Origin of the sequence: Paraburkholderia sp. UYCP14C (assembly GCF_004197395.1) — a bacterium.
GTDB lineage: Bacteria > Pseudomonadota > Gammaproteobacteria > Burkholderiales > Burkholderiaceae > Paraburkholderia.
This window is the reverse complement of record NZ_SELS01000196.1, coordinates 1-2,552: the sequence shown is the minus strand read 5'-3', so window position 1 is coordinate 2,552 and position 2,552 is coordinate 1. Positions and strand designations below refer to the sequence as shown.

Genomic DNA, 2,552 nt, shown 5'->3' with positions numbered 1-2,552 from the left:
CGGGCATGTCCGGTTGCGCGGCCTGGCCGGGAGGCTGAACGCACAGAATATTTCAAATCTGCTCAATGCCCTGAGCAAATGGCCGGACGATGGCAGGGGCCGGAAAGAAGCACTGGAACTGGCCAGGCGCGTCGCAACAGACGCGCGCCTGCGCGGGTCGATGAACGCACAGGCGGTGGCCAACGTGCTCAATGCACTCGCGAAGTGGCCGGACGAGGCCGGCGCGCGTGAAGCGGCCCTGCGCCTGGCCGGTCGCCTGGCATTGAATGCCGGGCTGCGCGAATCAATGAATGCGCAGGCGGTGGCCAACGCACTCAATGCACTCGCGAAGTGGCCGGACGAGGACAACGCGCGTGGAGCGGCGCTGCGCCTGGCCGGTCGCCTGACCTCGGATGCCGGGCTGCGCAAGTCGATGGACGCGCAGGCGGTGGCCAGCGCGCTCAATGCACTCTCGAAGTGGCCGGAAAAAGTCGACGCGCGTGAAGCGGCGCTGCGCCTGGCCGGTCGTCTGATATCGGAGGCCGGGCTGCGCGGGTCGATGGACGCGCAGGAAGTGGCCAGCGCGCTCAATGCACTCTCGAAGTGGCCGGAAAAAGTCGACGCGCGTGAAGCGGCGCTGCGCCTGGCCGGTCGTCTGATATCGGAGGCCGGACTGCGCGAGTCGATGAACGCGCAGGCGGTGGCCAACGCCCTGAATGCGCTCGCGAAGTGGCCGGACGAGGCCGATGCGGGAGGAGCCGCGCTACAGCTGGCCGGTCGCCTGATATCGGAGGCCGGGTTGCGCGGGTCGATGAACGCGCAGGAAGTGGCCAACGCGCTCAATGCCCTCTCGAAGTGGCCGGACGAGGCCGACGCGCGTGAAGCGGCGCTGCGCCTGGCCGGTCGTCTGGCATTGAATGCAGGCCTGCGCGAGTCGATGGACGCGCAGGCGGTGGCCAACGCGCTCAATGCCCTCGCGAAGTGGCCGGACGAGGCCGACGCGCGTGAAGCGGCGCTGAGGCTGGCCGGTCGTCTGATATCGGAGGCCGGGCTGCGCGAGTCGATGAACGCGCAGGAAGTGGCCAGCGTGCTCAATGCCCTTGCGAAGTGGCCGGACGAGACCGACGTGCGTGAAGCGGCGCTGCGCCTGGCCGGTCGCGTGGCATCGGAGGCCGGGCTGCGCGGGTTGATGAACGCGCAGGAGGTGGCCAACGCGCTCAATGCACTCGCGAAGTGGCCGGACGAGGCCGACGTGCGTGAAGCGGCCCTGAGGCTGGCCGGTCGTCTGGCATTGAATGCAGGCCTGCGCGAGTCGATGAAAGCCCAACAGGTGGCCAACGCGCTCAATGCCCTTGCGAAGTGGCCGGACGAGGCCGGCGCGCGTGAAGCGGCCCTGCGCCTGGCCGGTCGTCTGGTATTGAATGCAGGCCTGCGCGAGTCGATGGAAGCCCAACAGGTGGCCAACGCGCTCAATGCGCTCGCGAAGTGGCCGGACGAGGCCGGCGCGCGTGAAGCGGTGTTGTGCCTGGGCGGTCGCGTGGCCTCGGAGGCCGGGCTGCGCGAGTCGATGAACGCGCAGGAGGTGGCCAACGCGCTCAATGCCCTCGCGAAGTGGCCGGACGAGGGCGGCGCCCGGGACGCGGCGTTGAGGCTGGCCGGTCGCGTGGCCTCGGAGGCGTGGCTGCGCGAGTCGATGAACGCGCAGGAAGTGGCCAGCAGCCTCAATGCCCTGTCGCGATGGCCGCAGGAGAGCGGCCTGCGTGAGGCGGCCTGGCGGCTGGCGTCCCGCCCGGGCCGGCCCCCGCTCGCGTGGAGCGTGTTCACCATCGGGGAGATCGCGCAGATTGCCAACGCGCTGGCGCGGCTCGGGCAGGACGACGACGACCCGGACGCCGGGCTCGCGCGCAGCGTGCTCAATGGGGTGGCGCAGCATCTGGAGCTGCGCCCGGAGCGCCTCGCAGGCGCCGAAGGCCGCGCCCTGGGCATGCTGCTCAAGGCCTTCGGGCAGCTGCGCATGCAGGACGCGCTGCGGCCGCTCGGCACGGCGGCGCTCGGGCGTGTCCAGGCGCTGTGCCGCGACGGGGGGCTGCGCGACGAACCGCTCGAGAGTGTGGGCACCCTGTGCATGGGCCTGCTTCCGCTGGCGCGCAGCCCGCAACTGCGGCGCCACCGGGTGGCGGCACTGGAGACGCTCAATGTGCTGCAGCCCCTCGCGGCGCGCAAGATCGACGGCTATCTGCGGCAGGCGCCGGGGGCAGGCGCCGGTGCCGCGCTGGCGCTCAAGGACGGGGACGAGGCGTGCGGCACCCGCCGTCCGGCCCTGTCGATGTATCAGATCCTCAAGGCGTACAACCTGGTGGCCCGCCAGTGGAAGCGGCGCTACATCAAGGAGGGCGAGCCCGCGTCGGTCAAGGCGCAGCGCGAGGAGCTGAAGCAGTGGGTGCGGCAGACGCTGGAGCGCACGCGCCCGGCGATCGAGGCGGACCTGCAGGAAAAGAGCTGGAACCTGATTGCGCAGATCGAGGCGGACGACGCGATCCTGGATGCGCTGGATCTGCGGCTAGCCAGTGAGG

1 pseudogene is annotated in these 2,552 nt (G+C 70.5%); it reads left to right on the top strand.

Features of this window, described 5'->3' with window-relative positions:
• Positions 1-2,552, top strand: a pseudogene (locus EVC45_RS46000) (Type III effector protein (Skwp5)); the annotation flags it as partial.